We start from the raw sequence: 17,221 nt of genomic DNA, 5'->3' as shown, positions 1-17,221 counted from the left end.
TCAATAGCCTGGTAAAAAAGCCCCGCCTTTAGGCGGGGCTTTTTCGTTGCCGTTCATGAAAGCGCATTCAAGCTTTAGTCATTGAAGTATCTGAAGCTGCTGCGGTTGCCGTTCTGGCCAGAATTGATGTAACGGCTGGAATCGCCCGAGTTGCCGTTATTTCCGTAGTTACCATAGTTACCGTAACTGCCGTAATTACTATAGCCTTCAAAGTGACGGTAGTTCCCCGGCGCGCCCATCATGTCATTGCCGTTGCGCCCATGGTTTTCATAGTGACTGCACCGCCCGCTATTGCCGTTATTGCCATAGTTACCATAATTGCCATTGTTGCCGCCACTTCCCCACACCCGCTGACCCGGTGTGGAATGGCGGGGTTGCTCTTCAGCATAACGTGGAGGCCAAGCAACATACTGTGCAGGTCGCGAACCAAATAGATGAGTCATCTTATCTTCCCTGTCAAAATTTAATAATAGTGTATGCATTGACGACACATAAGCTGCATGCTGCGCAGTGCATCGTCCCTTTAAGTGAAGAATCGCTGCGAGCAGTTCCACTGCGAACACTCTAAAAACCACATCAAAATATGCACAGCAACGCAGTCACATTGTTTGTTTCAATCTTGAAGGCGCCGAGCATGGCCATTACCGACCGGGCTATGCCTGGAGGTCAATTGACGATTGCCGTTACTGCCGTGATTGGAATAACCACTGTGGCTTCCGCTATTACCGTTATTGCCGTAATTGCCGAAGTTACCGTCATTCATGCTGTTATTACCGTTATTGATATGCACACCCACTTGCGCCGATTTTACGCCACCGACCGTCACATAATTAGTATTGAATACATAGGTCACGTAGTTGATCGTAGGCGGCTGTGAAGCCGTCGCCTGAGTACGCGGTGGCGGCCCCATGTAGCGAACGGTTCCACGATTCAAAGGTTGAGTTCCGGCATACCGTGGACGCCGACTCGATTGATAGTGATTGTAGTTATAGGTTTTACCCACTTGAGGGTATCTCCACCCCATACGCTGCCCCGTGACAGCGTTCCATGTATTGGACATGACCCCCATGGTATTCGTGAGCGCTGTATTGAAAAATGAATCTAACCTCATTCCTTGACTCCAAATGATTTCCCACACGCCCAGGTTTAAACTCCTGGCAACTATAAGAGTGGTCGGCTACGTCTATCAGTTCCCAACGGTATAATCCTGATATAAGTAGGGGCTCACCTGTTGGTCGCCCAAGCCGGTCGTCTATCGCTGATGGATAAGATTGAAACGAAAAAAAACCACCAGTAACGGTGGTTTTTTTGACTAGGGAAACTTGATCTTGCGATCAGTATCTTCATCTGGCGGCGTTATCTTTTTGTTATGAGAGGAGGTATCAGACGAGCAACCTGCCAACTGATTACGCGCCTGTTCTTGCGCATCCGCCCGTTCCAACGCCTGATGCGCCCTGGCCATGGCCAGCATATTGCAAATCGCATCAATTCTTATCACTGCCTTCCCGCCCCCACTTTGCGTAATTACATTGCCTTTTGTGGCACCTGATGCAATTGGGTTCCAAACAATTTCGTTACGAGATCCGCGATGATGACCGTGAGGCCGCTGATATGAAAAACCCGCCGCTAAAAGGCGGGTTTTTGTAGGGTTGCCGATCAGTAGTTGATCGAGCCTTGACTCTCACCGCCGCCCATCTGGATTTGGCCTTGGCCCGATGCGCCACTTTCACCGCCTTGTGCCCCTTGGGCCGCTTTTTCTTCTGCCATCAGTTTCACCAGTTTTTTGAGCAACTCTTCAAGACTCTCATCCCCACCAGCGCCTTGGGAGCCATTGGAACCCTGAGCGCCTCCCGCCCCTTGAGAGCCACCGGAACCACCGGAACCGGAACCGGAATCTTGGGAACCCTCACCGCTTTTAGCTTGAATTTTCTCCCGGAGCTGCTGAATTTGCTGATCAAGACCTTGCGAAGGTCCCTGGATGCCTCCCGAATTGCCCGCGCCAACTGAAGGTGCTGCGCCAATACCATCCATAAACTCGTACTCCAGAGTGATAAATAAAGTGGACTGATCAGCCAAACCAATCAGTCCATCATCTGTGGCGCACGAGCGAAGATGGTTCCAGCCTATAAAAGTTCGGGCGGTCCCTGAACGACTAACCGGGAAACTCAACGGTATTTTTCATACCACGCAAAAACCCAGGCTCACTGTTGCAACTGCGGGGTTTCCTGGCCCATGCAACGCACGGCCTGCTTCTTATTGTTCACCAGCACGCCGCTCAAGCCTTTCTGTTCGGTATCAAACATCACCAACACGCCGTCAACGCACTGCGCCACTTGCGCCGCTGGGGTCAGGGAGACCTTGTAATCCTCACCCGGCACGGTCTTGAGCATGGTGAAGTCGCTGAGCAGCAACGCATCTTCCGGCTTGGCAAAGTGCAGGTAGCCGTAGTACCACAGGCAGCCAACGGTACCGATGATGGTGCCGATGCCGGTGAGAATCAGCGGGATCATGTTGCGTTCTTCGCTCATTGCGGGCTCTCTGATGAATCAACTTTAGGAATAGGGTAATTCGGAATTTCGCCCAGGCGGCGCAAGCCGTTGAAGTGCTGCGGGTCGTCCAGGTAACGCAGCATCACGGTCTGCCAGGTTTTATCGGCAAAGGTCTGCACATGGCCGCCACGGGTCAGTTGCAACACCCTGGGCGGCGGTGCGGCCTGATACAGGCGGATGCCATTGGCCACCGGCACGATGGGATCATCCAGGCTGTGGAACAGCAGCTTGGGCACGCCGGTCACGCGGGGCATGGCATTGATCGCACTGTCGGCGTCGGGCACCAGCCATGACAGCGGCACCTGCAACGGCCAGGTTAACCAGGAAGTGCTCAAGGCGAATTGTCCTACGTCACGATAACTGGCTGGCACGCCGTCCAGTACCAGAGCTTTGAGTTGGGCTTGACGCTCCGGGTGGGCTGCCAGGTAATGCACCGCCAGTGCACCGCCCAGGCTTTGCCCGAGAATAATCAGCGGTTTACCCTGGGTTTCAGGCGCCTTGTCGATCCAGCCGAATGCGGCGTCGATATCCTGGTAGACCGCCGGCAACGATGGCTTGCCTTCCGACAGCCCATAGCCGCGATAGTCCAGCAACAACACTTGATAACCCTGCTCCGGCAACCACCAACTGCCCCCCAGGTGCCAGGCGAGGTTACCGCCGTTGCCGTGCAAATGCAGGATGGTGCCTTTGAGTGGCACACCCGCTTTGGCTGGCAACCACCAAGCGAGCAGCTTCACCCCGTCTGCGGTGGTGAGCGTGACGTCGCGGTATTGCAGGTGGGCTTTTTCCGGGGTGAAGGGCAGGCCGGGCTCGGGGTAGAACAGTAAGGAGCTGCAGCCGTTCAATGTGAGTAGCAGGCATAAAATGCCGAGGATTCTCATCCGTTGAAGCCTCATGGTGATTGACGCCCACTGTAGGAGCGAGCTTGCTCGCGAAGATCGTCAACGATAACGCGCTAATACTGAAGAAACGCGGTGCCTGAGCGTTCTTCGCGAGCAAGCTCGCTCCTACAAATAGCATTGCTGTGCTCAGAGGATATTGGAGTAATCCGCCTCGATCCGGTCCAGGCTCAAGTGGTTGAGGAAGTTGGAGAAGCACATCCAGGCCGCCAGCGCGTTCATGTCGCGAAACTGCTCCGGCAAATACTTGGGCGGCACCACCAGGCCTTCGTCGACCAATTGGCGCAGGGTGCGCATGTCCTCAAGGGTGGTCTTGCCGCAGAACAGCAGCGGCACCTGTTCCAGCTTGCCTTTACGTACGGCGAGCTGAATGTAGTTGTAGACCATGATAAAGCCCTTGAGGTAGGACAAATCCTTGGTAAATGGCAGACCGGTGGGCACCGAACCACGGAATACCCGGCTGGCATTCCCATAGCTTTCGGCCATTTCAAAGCCTTGCTCGCGGAAGAACTCGAACACCTGCAGGAAGTCGGCCCCCTCCTCCACCATATGGATGGCGCGTGTCCGGTTGGTGAGTTTGCGCAGGCGGCTGGGGTAGGAAGCAAACGTGATGATTTCCATCAGGATCGCCAGGCCTTCCTGGGTGACGGTGGACGACGGCGGGCCCTTGGACAGGAACGTGCAGATCGGCTGGTTCTGGCCGTTGAGGGTGGTGCCCACATGCACCAACCCTTCATGCACTTCGAGGGCGCGAACGTCGCGGTCGTTGAACATCGCGTCGGCGCGGATCTTGATGTAGTCGGCGCCCGCCGCCGCGTCGGCGACGATGCCGTCGGACTCGAATACGCGGATGGTCTCTTCGGCTTCGCCAAACACCTTGTTGAGGCGGGTTTGCAGCAGGCTGACCGCATCTTTGGCGGTGAGGGTCTTGGCTTCGTCCTTGAGGTCACCCCGACCGTCGATGTTGTTGAGGTAGTCGGAGAGCATCAGGCCAAGGTCGGCCAGGGTCGGGTCGCCAGCGTGGAACGCATCGGAGGCGGCGCCGTACAGCTCTTGGGAAATCAGGCCGAAGTCCTCGGTGCCGCGCGCTTCAAGCATGCGCACCACCATCCGGTATTCGCGGCACATGCGCCGCATGATCTGCCCCACCGGACTGAATTGCCCAAGGCGTCGAGTGATGTCGCGCTCGATGTTCTGGAACTCTAGCTTCACCGCACTGGAATCGAACGACAGCGGCCGGCTCAGGTAGTAATCACGGTCTACGGCAGGCATCGCCTTGCCTTTGGCCTTGAGGAATCCCTGGCGAATGTTCTCGTCCCATTTCACCGCATCAAGGACGCGGATCGGTGTTTGCGCCAGCACAATGCGATCGGACAAGGTGCGTATCGTCTGCTGGTAATCGTCCACCCGGTGCTTCCTCTTTAAACGTTGAACGTTATCAGGCTTTCATCGAACGCTGTCAGACCGAGGCCAATACCAGGTGCATGTAGCGCTTGAGGATTTCAAGCATCTCTTCCCCGGTCAGAGGCTCTGCGCCGCCCAACAGGCCCTGATATTCCATCCGACTGATGATAGCCGTCAACACCTTGGCATCCTGCTGCGGCTCACGGGAACCCAATACCTGGAAAAACTGCCCGGTGCCCTGCAACAAGATCTGTTGATGGGAGCGTACCAGTTCGGCCAGGCGTGGGTTGAGCAGGGCTTCCTGGCGAAAGGCCTGTTCGGCCATCAGGTATTCGCGGCGATTGGTCAGTTGGCGTAGCACATAGTCGGCGGTCAGGCGCGCGATGTCATCGGCCAGTTGCGAGCGCGACTCCGGGCTGCCGTCGCCATAGGCGACCATTTCGCGTAACAGGCCTTCGTTACGTACCCACAGCTTGCCCATGAACGCGGCGCTGCGTTCCACGTACTGGGCGAAGGTGTCGGTGAGCAGGTCGTCGATGTCTTTGAAGTAATAGGTGGTGGCCGACAGCGGCACCCCCGCCTCTGCCGCCACTGCCCGGTGACGCACGGCCCGCACGCCATCGCGCACGACGATACGCATGGCCGCATCGAGAATGTCTTGCCGGCGTTGCTCGCTGCCCCGCCGACTGGCCTTGCGGCCCTGGTACTGAACGCTTTCAGCCACGGCAGCAGCAATGCCGGCGGCACCTTCTTGAGCTATTACGCGGTTCACCACACTTCTTCCTTTAGAGGTGACGCGGAGCGTCACAGGGTGCATTCCCACGCGGAGCGTGGGAACGATCACTGACGAGCACCACTTGAACAGGCCACATAAAAAAGCCGCCTTATAAAAGGCGGCTTCGGATTTCGCTACGGTTACGCTTGTGGCCGCATGTGCGGGAACAGGATCACATCGCGGATCGACGGCGAGTTGGTCAACAACATCACCAGACGGTCGATGCCGATGCCTTCACCGGCAGTGGGCGGCATGCCGTATTCCAGGGCCCGTACGAAGTCGGCATCGTAGTGCATGGCTTCGTCGTCACCGGCGTCCTTGTCGGCCACCTGGGCCATGAAACGCTCGGCCTGGTCTTCCGCGTCGTTAAGCTCGGAATAGGCGTTGGCGATTTCGCGGCCACCAATGAACAACTCGAAACGGTCGGTGACGTTCGGGTTGTCGTCGTTGCGACGGGCCAGCGGCGACACTTCGAACGGGTACTGGGTAATGAAGTGCGGCTGTTCCAGCTTGTGCTCCACCAGCTCTTCGAAAATCATCACCTGCAGCTTGCCCAGGCCTTCGAAGCCCAGCACCTTGGCGCCGGCTTTCTTGGCAATGGCACGGGCCTTGTCGATGTCGTTGAGGTCGTCAGCGGTCAGCTCGGGGTTGTACTTGAGGATCGAGTCGAACACCGACAGGCGCACGAACGGCTCGCCGAAGTGGAACACCTTGTCGCCGTACGGCACGTCAGTGCTGCCCAGCACCAGCTGTGCCAGCTCGCGGAACAGCTCTTCGGTCAGGTCCATGTTGTCTTCGTAGTCGGCGTAGGCCTGGTAGAACTCCAACATGGTGAATTCTGGGTTGTGACGGGTCGAGACGCCTTCGTTACGGAAGTTGCGGTTGATCTCGAACACTTTCTCGAAGCCGCCAACCACCAGGCGCTTGAGGTACAGCTCCGGCGCGATACGCAGGAACATTTCCATGTCCAGCGCGTTGTGGTGGGTTTCGAACGGCTTGGCTGCGGCACCACCCGGGATGGTCTGCAGCATCGGGGTTTCGACTTCCAGGAAGTCACGCTGCATCAGGAAGCTGCGGATGTGAGCAATGACTTGCGAGCGCACGCGGAAGGTCTGGCGCACGTCTTCGTTGACGATCAGGTCAACGTAGCGCTGGCGATAGCGCTGTTCGGTGTCGGTCAGGCCGTGGTGCTTGTCTGGCAGCGGGCGCAGGGACTTGGTCAGCAGGCGCACGTTGGTCATCTCGACGTACAGGTCGCCCTTGCCGGAACGGGCCAGGGTGCCTTCGGCTGCGATGATATCGCCCATGTCCCAGGTTTTCACCGAGGCCAGGGTTTCTTCGGACAGGGTCTTGCGGTTGACGTAGACCTGGATGCGACCGGTCATGTCCTGGATCACCATGAACGAGCCACGGTTGAGCATGATGCGACCTGCCACCTTGACCGGGATCGCAGCCTCTGCCAGTTCTTCCTTGGTCTTGTCCGCGTATTGCTTCTGCAAGGCATCGCAGTAGTTGTCGCGGCGGAAGTCGTTGGGGAAGGCGTTACCCTTGGCGCGCTCGGCAGCAAGCTTTTCCTTGCGCAGGGCGATCAGGGAGTTTTCTTCCTGTTGCAGGGCTTGCGGGTCGAGTTGTTGGTCGCTCATGTCTTTAAATATTCCATCAGGTTCGTTGCCCCCAGCCTTCGGCGGGGGATCGCGGGCAAGCCCGCTCCCACAGAGGGTATTAGAGGCCGGATTTCAGGCTGGCTTCCAGGTATTCGTCGATATCGCCGTCGAGTACCTTGTCGCAGTCGCTGCGTTCGATGTTAGTGCGCAGATCCTTGATCCGCGAGGCATCGAGCACGTACGAACGGATCTGGTGACCCCAGCCGATATCCGACTTGGTGTCTTCCAGCGCCTGGGAAGCGGCGTTGCGCTTCTGCATTTCCTGCTCGTACAACTTGGCCCGCAGCATTTTCATGGCGGTGTCCTTGTTGGCGTGCTGGGAACGTTCGTTCTGGCAGCTGACCACGGTATTGGTCGGTACGTGGGTAATACGTACGGCCGAGTCAGTGGTGTTTACGTGCTGGCCACCGGCACCGGAGGAACGGTAGGTGTCGATCCGCAGGTCGGCCGGGTTGATCTCGATTTCCACCTTGTCGTCGATCTCTGGCGAGACGAAAACGGCGGAGAACGACGTGTGGCGACGGTTGCCGGAGTCGAACGGGCTCTTGCGCACCAGGCGGTGCACGCCGATCTCGGTGCGCAGCCAGCCAAAGGCGTATTCGCCCTTGATGTGCACGGTCGCGCCCTTGATACCGGCCACTTCACCGGCAGACAGTTCCATGATGGTCGCGTCGAAACCGCGCTTGTCGGCCCAGCGCAGGTACATGCGCAGCAGGATGTTGGCCCAGTCCTGGGCCTCGGTGCCGCCGGAACCGGCCTGGATATCCAGGTAGGCATTGTTCGGGTCCATTTCATGGCTGAACATGCGGCGAAATTCAAGCTTGGCGAGGTTCTCCTCGAGACGGGCCAGCTCGGCGACGACATCGCCCACTGCGCCTTCGTCGTTTTCTTCGACGGCCATGTCCAGCAGGTCGCGGCAATCACCCAGGCCGGTGTTCAGTTCGTCGAGGGTATCGACGATCTGTGCCAGCGCAGCGCGCTCGCGCCCCAGTTCCTGGGCGTATTCAGGTTTGTTCCAGACACTCGGATCTTCAAGCTCGCGATTGACCTCGGTCAGACGCTCATGCTTTTGATCGTAGTCAAAGATACCCCCGAATAGTTTCGGAGCGCTCGGACAGGTCCTTGATGGTGTTAAGGATCGGGTTGATTTCCATGGCGGGCAGCACTCGTTGGCGAACTTTTGAAAGCCGGCGAGTATAACGGCAAACGGCTGGAAACGGCAGCCCGCTTGGCCGAAAAGGCGGGGGTTTGTACACGATCCGCAGCCAGATAGAGATCAAATGTGGGAGCTGGCTTGCCTGCGATGGCGGTGTACCAGTCGATACTTGTGTGACGGATACACCGCCATCGCAGGCAAGCCAGCTCCCACAGGGGTTGAGCGGCGCGTGGGATTACTCGATGCCCACCTGATTACGCCCATTGTTCTTGGCCGTGTACAACCCCTTGTCCGCCGCCATGATCAACTGCCGACAGTCCGTGCCCTGGACCGGTGTCAACGTCGACAGCCCAATACTGATGGTCAGGCTGGAGCCTTCAGCCGGGGCGATGTGCGGGATTTTCAACGCCGCCACCGCCATGCGCAGTTTTTCCGCGACCAGGCGTGCGCCGCCCGGCGAGGTGCTGGGCAGGACCAGCGCGAACTCTTCGCCGCCGTAGCGCGCCGGCAAATCCGAAGGTCGGCTGCTGGCTTCACGGATGGTGTTGGCGACTTTGCGCAGGGCTTCGTCGCCCTCGACGTGGCCGAAGCTGTCGTTGAAGGTCTTGAAGAAGTCCACGTCGATCATCAGCAGCGACAGTTGGGTCTGGTCGCGCATGGCGCGGCGCCATTCCAGCTCCAGGTATTCGTCGAAGTGGCGGCGGTTGGACAGCCCGGTCAGGCCATCGGAGTTCATCAGGCGTTGCAGCACCAGGTTGGTGTCCAGCAACTGTTGCTGGCTGACGCGCAACGCGCGGTAGGCCGCGTCGCGCTGCAACAGGGTCATGTAGGACCGCGAGTGATAGCGGATGCGCGCCACCAACTCGATGTTGTCCGGCAGCTTGACCAGGTAATCGTTGGCCCCGGCCGCAAAGGCCGCACTCTTGATCAGCGGGTCCTCCTTGGTGGACAGCACGATGATCGGAATATTCGCGGTGGCCGGGTGATTGCGGTATTCGCGCACCAGAGTGAGGCCGTCCAGGCCCGGCATCACCAGGTCTTGCAGGATCACCGTGGGCTTGATGCGGATCGCCTGGGCAATCGCCTGGTGCGGGTCGGCACAAAAGTGGAAGTCGATGTTTTCTTCATGGGCCAGGCCACGCCGCACGGCTTCACCGATCATGGCCTGGTCGTCGACCAGCAACACCATGGCGGCGTTTTCGTCGGTCTTGAAGTCGTCGAGCTGTAAATCATTCATGTGCAGTCACCTGAATTACTACCTGCAAGCCAGCACGGCGGGAGATTTTTGTTCATTTTGCAAAGACCTCCAGCAATCGGGGCGCAATTCTATCCAGTGGGCGAATTTCAACAGCGGCATCAATCGCCGCCGCCGCTTTGGGCATGCCATACACCGCCGAACTCTGTTGGTCCTGGGCGATGGTCAAATATCCTTGTTCCCGCATCAGCTTGAGGCCCTGGGCGCCGTCGCGCCCCATGCCCGTGAGCAAGACACCGACGGCGTCACCGTTCCAGTGGCTGGCGACGCTTTCGAAAAACACGTCGATCGACGGCCGGTAAATCTCGTTCACCGGCTCTGCGGTATAGGCTAGCGTGCCATTTTTCAACAAGCGAATATGGTGGTTGGTGCCGGCCAGCAATACCACGCCGGGTTGAGGCGGCTCGCCTTCACAGGCCAGGCGCACCGGCAGGCCGGAAGCGCTGCTCAGCCACTCGGCCATGCCAGCGGCAAACACCTGGTCCACATGCTGCACTAGCACGATGGCGGCAGGGAAATCCCGGGGCAACCCCTTGAGCAGAACTTCCAGGGCCGCCGGCCCACCGGCCGAAGAACCAATCGCCACCAGCCGTTGACGCTTGCCGGTGACCCGCTGCGGCGGGGTTTCGGCACGCACCCGCGTGCCGCGCTGGCCGATCAGCCAGCCAATATTGAGGATCTTGCGCAACAGGGGCGCCGCCGCATCCTTGGGGTTGCCCACGCCCAGTGCCGGGGTGTCCACCACATCCAGGGCGCCGTGGCCCATGGCTTCGAATACACGGCTGACGTTGGCCTGGCGGTCAACGGTGACGATCACGATCGGGCATGGCGTGTCGGCCATGATCTGGCGGGTAGCTTCCACGCCGTCCATCACCGGCATGATCAAGTCCATCAGGATCAGGTCCGGGGTCAGCTCGGCGCAACGCTGCACCGCTTCCAGGCCATTGCTGGCTACCCACACCACCTCGTGGGCGGGCTCGTAACTCAAGGCACGGCGCAAGGCCTCTACGGCCAGGGGCATGTCATTGACGATCGCAATCCTCATGCCCGGGCGCCTCCAATCAGTTCAACCACGGCGTCGAGCAAGGCGTCGTCATGGAAACTGGCTTTGGCTAGATAATAGTCGGCCCCGGCGTCGAGGCCACGGCGGCGGTCTTCTTCACGATCCTTGTAGGAAACCACCATCACCGGCAATGATTGCAGGCGACTGTCACGGCGCAAAAGTGTGACCAATTCAATACCGTCCATGCGAGGCATATCAATATCCGTGATAAGCAGGTCGAAGTCCTCGGAGCGCAATGCGTTCCAGCCATCCATGCCATCGACCGCCACGGCAACTTCATAACCCCGGTTGAGTAACAATTTGCGTTGCAGCTCGCGCACCGTCAGTGAGTCGTCCACCACCAGCACGCGCTTGCGCGGCGCTTCGGTGGCCTGCTGGTTGCGCCGGGCGATGCGCTCCAGGCGGCCGGTATTGAGCAGCTTGTCCACTGAACGCAGCATGTCTTCGACATCGACGATCAACACCACCGAGCCGTCATCGAGCAAGGCCCCGGCAGAAATGTCCTGGACCTTGCCCAGGCGATCATCCAGCGGCAACACCACCAACGTGCGCTCGCCGATAAAGCGCTCCACGGCAATCCCGTACACGGCATCGCGTTCGCGGATCACCACCACTTTCAAGGTATCTGAAGGGGTCTGCCCCGGCGGGCGCTGCAGCAACTGACTGGCGGCAACCAGGCCGACGTGTCGGCCTTCATGCCAGAAGTGCTGGCGGCCTTCCAACTGCACGATGTCGTCGGGGGCCAGGTCGCACATGCGTTCGATATGCGCCAGGGGAAACGCATAGGCTTCTTCGCCGACTTCCACCACCAGGCTGCGCACCACCGACAGGGTCAGCGGCACCTCAAGATGGAAGCGACTGCCCTGCCCCGCCGTCTGTTCCAGCACCACTGCGCCGCGCAACTGGCGAACCATATGCTGCACCGCGTCCAGGCCCACACCGCGCCCGGACACTTCGGTGACTTTGTCCCGCAGGCTGAACCCCGGCAGGAACAGGAAGGTCAGTAGCTCCTCTTCGCTCAGGCGCAGAGCCGTTTCCACCGGAGACAAATTCCGGTCGACAATAGTGCCGCGCAGGCGCTCGAGGTCGACACCGTTGCCGTCATCGCTCAATTCCAGCACCAGCAACCCGGCCTGATGGGACGCGCGCAGGCGAATCAAGCCCTCCGCCGGCTTGCCCGCCAGCACGCGCTGCTCAGGGGTTTCGATGCCGTGGTCGACGGCATTGCGCAATAAATGGGTGAGCGGCGCTTCGAGTTTTTCCAGCACGTCACGGTCGACCTGGGTCTTTTCGCCTTCAATCTCCAGGCGCACTTGCTTGCCCAGGCTGCGACCGAGGTCACGCACCATACGCACCTGCCCGGCCAGCACATCGGCAAACGGCCGCATGCGGCAGGCCAATGCGGTGTCGTAGAGCACCTGGGCGCGCTGGCCGGCCTGCCAGCCGAACTCATCCAGCTCGGCGTTTTTTTCCGCCAGCAGGGCCTGGGCTTCACTCAGCAGGCGACGGGTATCGGCCAGGGCTTCCTGGGCTTCCAGGTTCAGATCCAGGGATTTTAGCTGGCCATCCAGGGCATCCAGTGCACGCAAGCTGTTGCTCTGAATGCGCTTGAGGCGTTGCAGGCTGGCCAGGTACGGCTTGAGCCGCTGGGTTTCCACCAGGGATTTGCTGGACAAGTCCAACAGGCTGTTCAAGCGCTCGGCCGTGACCCGCAGCACACGCTCGCCGCCTTCTGTCATGCGTTTGCTCTGGCGCGGCGCTTCACTGCTGACCGGCGCGGGCTCCAGCTCGGGCTCCAGCAGCAATGCGTCAACCCGCGGCGCGGGGATGGGCTCGGGATTTGGCACGGGCGTGGCAATCGGCTGCGAGGGATCGAGCAAGCGCTCCATCAGCGCTACGTACGCCTCGATATCCGCCGGCCCCACGTCATTGCCCGGCGTGGCGATTCGCATCAGCAGGTCGGTGCCTTGCAGCAACGCGTCGATATGTTCAGGTTGCAGGTACAGGCGGCCTTCCTGGGCACTGACCAGGCAGTCTTCCATGACGTGGGCCACGCTGACCCCGGCATCCACGCCGACAATCCGCGCCGCCCCTTTAAGTGAATGCGCGGCGCGCATGCAGGCTTCGAGCTGGTCGGCCTGGGTGGGGTTGCGTTCCAGCGCCAGCAGGCCCGCGCTCAACACCTGGGTCTGCGCATCGGCTTCCAGGCTGAACAGTTCCAACAGCGAGGCATCGCGCATCTGGTCGGGGGTCATGCGAGGCTCCGGGTCACGGCGGACAACAATTGCGCTTCGTCCAGCCAGCGCAGGCTGCGGCCTTTCCACTGCAACACGCCTTGGGTGTAGCGTGCGCTGGCCTGGGTGCCGGACACCGACGCAGCCTTCAAGGTGCGCTCATCGATGGCGTGGATGCCGTCTACTTCATCTACCGGTACGACGACCGGGCCGTCCTGGGCAGCGATGATCAGCATGCGCGGCATGATCCGCCCGCCGCTGGCGCCGGCACTGGTGCTGTCCAGGCCCAACAGTTCCACCAGCGACAGGCATGCCACCAGCGCCCCGCGTACGTTGGCCACGCCCAGCAGCGCCCGGGAGCGCTGGTGCGGCAGCGAGTGGATCGGCTGTAACGGCGCCACTTCCACCAGGCAGCGGGTCGCGATGCCGAGCCATTCTTCGCCGAGGCGAAACATCAACAGCGAACGGGTGACCACCTCGTTATCCGCTTCGGCAGTTGCCTGCGCGTGATGGTCGTCCTGTTGCAGTGCGTAGCGGTCGAGCAGGCGCGTGGCGGCGGCGGAATACACCGAGCAATTGCGGCAGTGGATATGCTCGGCCAACAACGGGCAGGACTTGTCGCCATGAATACCGATGCGGTTCCAACAGTCGTCAATGGCTTGGGTATCGGTCAGCGTCAGGTCCAGGCCTGCGGTGTCGAGCGCGTCAGGGCTACTCATCGTTTGGTCTCACTGTCAGCTCGCTCGCTACGGGCGGCGCGTGCCTGAAGACGACGCGCGCCGACACTGTCACCCTGGGACTCGAGCAACGCGGCCAGGTGCATCAGGGCCTGGGGATGCTGCGGTTCCAGATACAGGGCTTTTCGGTAATACCCCTGGGCCTCCAGGGCGCTGCCAGCCACATCGCTGAGCAGCCCCAGCCAATAAAACACCTGGGCGGCCGGTGGGTGGCTGCTCAAATAGCGCTCGCAGGCCGCACGGGCCTCGGCACTTTTGCCCTCGTTGGCCAGGGTTGCGATCTGGCTGAGCAAATCCCCGGCATCGGTAGGCACCCCTTTGACCGGTGGCACGCGGGGGCTGACCGTGCTGAACGGCCGCGGCTTGAGCGGTATCGGCGCCGCCCTGCGCTGCGGCAGCGGCGCGGGCGTCGGTTTGACCAGAGGTGCTGGCGGCGGGGTCGGTTCTACATGCCGACTGAAAGCGAAGGACTGCGGTACGCCGATGGAGCGCATACCGTGGCGCCCCAGCAGGCTGCCCTCGGCCGGGCCGATAAACAGCACGCCGTCCACGTGTGTCAACGCCTTGAGCACATCAAAGACCTGTTTCTGGGTCGGCTGGTCGAAGTAGATCAGCAGGTTGCGGCAGAACACAAAATCGTAGGTTGGCTCGTTCGCCAGCAGTGCCGGGTCCAGCAAGTTGCCGACTTGCAGGCGCACTTGCTCACGCACTCGGTCGGCAATGCGGTAACTGCCTGCGTCTTCAGTGAAGTGGCGGTCGCGAAACTCAAGGTCAGCGCCGCGAAACGAGTTCTTGCCATACACGCCCCGCCGCGCGCGCTCCACCGACAGCGGGCTGACGTCCATGCCCTGTACTTTGAACTGGTGGGGCGCCAGCCCCGCATCGAGCAAGGCCATGGCAATCGAATAGGGCTCTTCGCCGGTCGAACACGGCAGGCTGAGAATACGCAGGGCGCGCATCTGGTTGATCTCGGCCAAGCGTGCCTGGGCCAGGCGAGCCAGGGTTGCAAAGGATTCGGGATAGCGGAAAAACCAGGTCTCGGGGACGATCACCGCTTCGATCAGCGCCTGCTGCTCGTCATGGGAGGTTTGCAGGTGTTGCCAGTAAGCCTCCGCCGACGGCGACTGGGACGATTGGCAGCGCTGGCGCACCGCGCGCTCGATGATCGCCTCGCCCACCGAAGCGACGTCCAGGCCGATGCGTTCTTTCAAGAACGCGAAAAACCGCGGGTCATTGCTCATAGGCTCAACTCGGCGCAGAACAACAAGGCGCGCACTGGCGCGGTCAACAGATCCGCGACGCCAATCCACTGCATCAAGCCTTGGGCATCCTCGCGCACCGGCCCCAGGTACGGCGCCTGCTGGTTGTCAAGGCCATAGGGCTGGAACTCGGCGGGGTCGCAACGCAGGGTGTCGGTGGCCTGTTCCAGGATCAGCCCCAGCCAACGCGCCTCACTCCAGGGCTGCGGTTGGTAATTGACCAGCACCAGGCGCGTACTGGTGCGCGCCTGGGCCGAAGTGCCGAACGTCAGCGCGCTCAAGTCGATGACCGGCACCAGCACCCCACGATGGGCGAAGATACCCGCCACCCATAACGGCGCTTGGGCGATAGGTTTAAGCGCCAGGCGCGGCAGCACCTCGGCCACTTCGGTGGCCTTGAGGGCAAAGCGTTCGTTGCCGATGCGAAACACCAGGAACAACGCCTTTTTCGCTGCCGGGACGGCACCGCGTTTAGCCGCGAGCTCGCTCATCAGACTTTGAAACGCGAGACGCCGCTGCGCAGACCGACCGCAACCTGGCTCAGTTCATCAATGGCAAAGCTGGCCTGGCGCAGGGATTCGACGGTCTGGCTGCTGGCATCGCCCAATTGCACCAGCGCATGGTTGATCTGCTCGGCGCCGGTGGCCTGGGCCTGCATGCCTTCGTTGACCATCAACACCCGCGGCGCCAGGGCCTGTACCTGATGGATGATCTGCGACAGTTGCTCGCCCACTTGTTGCACCTCGGACATGCCGCGACGCACCTCCTCGGAAAACTTGTCCATGCCCATCACCCCCGCCGACACCGCCGACTGGATCTCACGCACCATCTGTTCAATGTCGTAGGTCGCCACAGCGGTCTGGTCGGCCAGGCGGCGCACTTCGGTGGCAACCACGGCAAAGCCGCGCCCGTACTCACCGGCTTTCTCAGCCTCGATGGCCGCATTCAGGGACAACAGGTTGGTCTGGTCGGCCACCTTGACGATGGTCACCACCACTTGGTTGATATTGCCGGCCTTCTCATTGAGGATCGCCAGCTTGGCGTTGACCAGGTCGGCGGCGCCCATCACCGAGTGCATGGTTTCTTCCATGCGGGCCAGGCCCTGCTGGCCGGAACCGGCAGCCACCGAGGCCTGGTCGGCGGCGGTGGACACTTCGGTCATGGTGCGGACCAAGTCCTTGGACGTGGCGGCAATCTCGCGGGAAGTGGCGCCGATTTCGGTGGTGGTGGCTGCGGTTTCTGTCGCGGTCGCCTGTTGCTGCTTGGAGGTCGCGGCAATCTCGGTGACCGAGGTGGTGACTTGCACCGATGAACGCTGCGCCTGGGACACCAGGGCAGTCAGCTCGGTCATCATGTCGTTGAAGCCGGTTTCAACCGCGTTGAATTCGTCCTTGCGCTCCAGGTTCAGGCGCTTGCTCAGGTCACCGGTGCGCATGACTTCGAGGATTTGAACGATGCGCTGCATCGGCGCCATGATCGCGCGCATCAGCAACAGGCCACACAGCGCGGCGGCGAGAATCGCCAGCAACAGCGAGACGCCCATGCTGATCTTCGCGGCCGCTACCGCATCATCGATGGCGGCGGTGGCGTTGTCGGCGACTTGCTTGTTCTCATTGATAATGTCATTGAGCTTCATGCGGCCTGCGGTCCAGGCGGGGGTCAGTTGCTCGTTAAACAACCTCAGTGCTTCGGCGGCGTTATTGCTCTGATGGGCTGCCAAGACCTGGGCGAGAATCTGGTTGTAGTTCTGGTGCAGTTTTTCGAAGGCATCGAATTCGGTGCGATCCTGAGTGATATTGATCGTCCCGGCGTAGCTGGCCATATGTTGCTCAAGCCGAGCCTCAAAAGACTTGTAGTCCTGTTTGTCGGTTTCGGAAATGCCCTGGTTCTCGTGGATCCCAACCAACTCCTGGGTTTGCAGGTAGCTGTCGACCCAGGCGCTGCGAATCATCGAGCTGAAAAACACCCCGGGCACCGCATCGTCCCGCACTGAGTTTTCGCTGATTTCGATTTTCAGCAAGCGCGAATACGAGACCACGACCATCAGCAGCATGATCGCGATAATTACCGCAAAGCTCGCCAAAATCCTTTGGCGCAGGGTCCAGTTCTTCACAGTAATTCCTCGCAGGGCCATTCAAATGGAGGGGAGTATAGCTGAGCGGCTGCGCGCTTTTATCAAGGCTTTTGATGTGCAGTGCACAGAATGCAAAAGTGGGAACGGGCTTG

16 protein-coding genes are annotated in these 17,221 nt (G+C 60.3%); 1 reads left to right on the top strand and 15 read right to left on the bottom strand.

Features of this window, described 5'->3' with window-relative positions; translation table 11 throughout:
- Nucleotides 1–74 precede the first annotated feature (74 nt).
- Entirely contained in the window at nucleotides 75–554 is a 480-nt protein-coding gene (locus tag TX24_RS31975; RefSeq protein ID WP_137204987.1) for a hypothetical protein, read from the bottom strand.
- Nucleotides 555–634: 80 nt separating this feature from the next.
- On the opposite strand from TX24_RS31975, the gene TX24_RS24540 reads away from it, so the two are divergent.
- Nucleotides 635–877 (top strand): hypothetical protein, encoded by a 243-nt coding sequence (locus tag TX24_RS24540; protein ID WP_057711509.1) that lies wholly within the window; start codon nucleotides 635–637, stop codon nucleotides 875–877.
- Between the two features lie 779 nt (nucleotides 878–1,656).
- Here the strand turns inward: TX24_RS24540 and TX24_RS24535 are convergent.
- From TX24_RS24535 to TX24_RS24465, 14 genes are all read right to left on the bottom strand, one after another.
- Nucleotides 1,657–2,076, bottom strand: a complete 420-nt coding sequence (locus TX24_RS24535; protein WP_169878801.1) for a hypothetical protein — start codon at nucleotides 2,074–2,076, stop codon at nucleotides 1,657–1,659.
- 125 nt (nucleotides 2,077–2,201) lie between these two features.
- A complete protein-coding gene (locus TX24_RS24530; protein WP_003189087.1) occupies nucleotides 2,202–2,528 on the bottom strand; it encodes a PA3694 family proteiin in 327 nt (108 codons plus the stop codon).
- Nucleotides 2,525–3,430: an alpha/beta hydrolase gene (locus tag TX24_RS24525; RefSeq protein ID WP_057711505.1), complete on the bottom strand. Its 906-nt coding sequence runs from the start codon at nucleotides 3,428–3,430 to the stop codon at nucleotides 2,525–2,527. Before TX24_RS24525 ends, TX24_RS24530 begins: the two co-directional genes overlap by 4 nt.
- A gap of 147 nt (nucleotides 3,431–3,577) precedes the next feature.
- Nucleotides 3,578–4,855: a flavohemoglobin expression-modulating QEGLA motif protein gene (locus TX24_RS24520; protein WP_003189084.1), complete on the bottom strand. Its 1,278-nt coding sequence runs from the start codon at nucleotides 4,853–4,855 to the stop codon at nucleotides 3,578–3,580.
- Nucleotides 4,856–4,907: 52 nt separating this feature from the next.
- The gene (locus TX24_RS24515) at nucleotides 4,908–5,624 is read right to left on the bottom strand and encodes a TetR/AcrR family transcriptional regulator (protein WP_003189083.1); all 717 of its coding nucleotides are present in this window, start codon (nucleotides 5,622–5,624) and stop codon (nucleotides 4,908–4,910) included.
- Nucleotides 5,625–5,767: 143 nt separating this feature from the next.
- Nucleotides 5,768–7,270 carry a lysine--tRNA ligase gene (gene lysS, locus TX24_RS24510; RefSeq protein WP_003189082.1) on the bottom strand — a complete coding sequence of 501 codons (1,503 nt, stop codon included), beginning with the start codon at nucleotides 7,268–7,270 and terminating at the stop codon, nucleotides 5,768–5,770.
- Between the two features lie 79 nt (nucleotides 7,271–7,349).
- Nucleotides 7,350–8,445, bottom strand: a protein-coding gene (gene prfB, locus TX24_RS24505) for a peptide chain release factor 2 (protein ID WP_096001736.1) whose coding sequence is annotated in 2 segments (ribosomal slippage) — nucleotides 7,350–8,372 and nucleotides 8,374–8,445 — 1,095 coding nt in all. Because the reading frame shifts where the segments join, the coding sequence is not laid out codon by codon here.
- Between the two features lie 237 nt (nucleotides 8,446–8,682).
- Nucleotides 8,683–9,684: a response regulator gene (locus tag TX24_RS24495; protein ID WP_034135786.1), complete on the bottom strand. Its 1,002-nt coding sequence runs from the start codon at nucleotides 9,682–9,684 to the stop codon at nucleotides 8,683–8,685.
- Nucleotides 9,685–9,736: 52 nt separating this feature from the next.
- On the bottom strand, nucleotides 9,737–10,747 hold the full coding sequence (gene cheB / locus TX24_RS24490) for a chemotaxis response regulator protein-glutamate methylesterase (protein WP_003189079.1): 1,011 nt from the start codon (nucleotides 10,745–10,747) through the stop codon (nucleotides 9,737–9,739).
- On the bottom strand, nucleotides 10,744–13,020 hold the full coding sequence (locus TX24_RS24485) for a hybrid sensor histidine kinase/response regulator (RefSeq protein WP_032903262.1): 2,277 nt from the start codon (nucleotides 13,018–13,020) through the stop codon (nucleotides 10,744–10,746). Before TX24_RS24485 ends, cheB begins: the two co-directional genes overlap by 4 nt.
- Nucleotides 13,017–13,718 (bottom strand): chemotaxis protein CheW, encoded by a 702-nt coding sequence (locus TX24_RS24480; RefSeq protein ID WP_034126506.1) that lies wholly within the window; start codon nucleotides 13,716–13,718, stop codon nucleotides 13,017–13,019. Before TX24_RS24480 ends, TX24_RS24485 begins: the two co-directional genes overlap by 4 nt.
- Nucleotides 13,715–14,977 (bottom strand): CheR family methyltransferase, encoded by a 1,263-nt coding sequence (locus TX24_RS24475; RefSeq protein ID WP_057711502.1) that lies wholly within the window; start codon nucleotides 14,975–14,977, stop codon nucleotides 13,715–13,717. Before TX24_RS24475 ends, TX24_RS24480 begins: the two co-directional genes overlap by 4 nt.
- Nucleotides 14,974–15,486, bottom strand: a complete 513-nt coding sequence (locus tag TX24_RS24470) for a chemotaxis protein CheW (RefSeq protein ID WP_003189072.1) — start codon at nucleotides 15,484–15,486, stop codon at nucleotides 14,974–14,976. Before TX24_RS24470 ends, TX24_RS24475 begins: the two co-directional genes overlap by 4 nt.
- On the bottom strand, nucleotides 15,486–17,108 hold the full coding sequence (locus TX24_RS24465; protein ID WP_003189070.1) for a methyl-accepting chemotaxis protein: 1,623 nt from the start codon (nucleotides 17,106–17,108) through the stop codon (nucleotides 15,486–15,488). Before TX24_RS24465 ends, TX24_RS24470 begins: the two co-directional genes overlap by 1 nt.
- Nucleotides 17,109–17,221: the final 113 nt, after the last annotated feature.

This window comes from Pseudomonas lactis (genome assembly GCF_001439845.1).
GTDB lineage: Bacteria > Pseudomonadota > Gammaproteobacteria > Pseudomonadales > Pseudomonadaceae > Aquipseudomonas > Aquipseudomonas lactis.
Note: the sequence above shows the minus strand (reverse complement) of the source record. Positions and strands in the feature narration are given on the sequence as shown.